A 504-nucleotide genomic window follows, 5' to 3' on the forward strand; every position below is an offset into this window, starting at 1 on the left:
TGATGCTGGCCGTCCGCACTCAAACCTGAAGTCGGTCCAAGCGTACTGTCACTGGCAGGTGAACCGGCATCGCCAAGCGCAGCAGCAGCTCCGATAATCGCAATCGTTGCCATCGGGCTGAATCCAAGCTGCATGCATAGAGGCACGAAAATGGTTGTGATAACAGGAATCGTCGCAAAAGAAGATCCGATCCCCATTGTAATTAATAAGCCAACAATGAGCATCAGCAATGCGCCCAAGGACTGACTGTGTCCGATAAAACCGGCTGACGTTTTGACCAGTGACTCGACATCTCCGGTTTTCGTCAATACGTTTGAAAACCCGGCTGCAACAAGCATGACAAAGCCGATAAAGGCCATTAAAACCATTCCATCAGTAATCAGTGAGTCCGCTTCATCACGCTTCATCACACCGCTGACAAACAGAACAATCAGACCAGCGAGCGCCCCCATAATCATTCCTTCTACTCCCAAAGTCTGAGATAAGTAAAGCTGGACGCCGAGT

Annotated in this window: 1 protein-coding gene; it reads right to left on the reverse strand. The window is 50.0% G+C overall.

Annotated elements, in window-relative coordinates; genetic code table 11:
- The coding region (locus tag ACWHAR_RS32555; RefSeq protein WP_452089110.1) for a Na+/H+ antiporter NhaC family protein at positions 1-504 on the reverse strand (504 nt) is incomplete at both ends.

The organism is Bacillus sp. LR--39 (genome assembly GCF_053613335.1).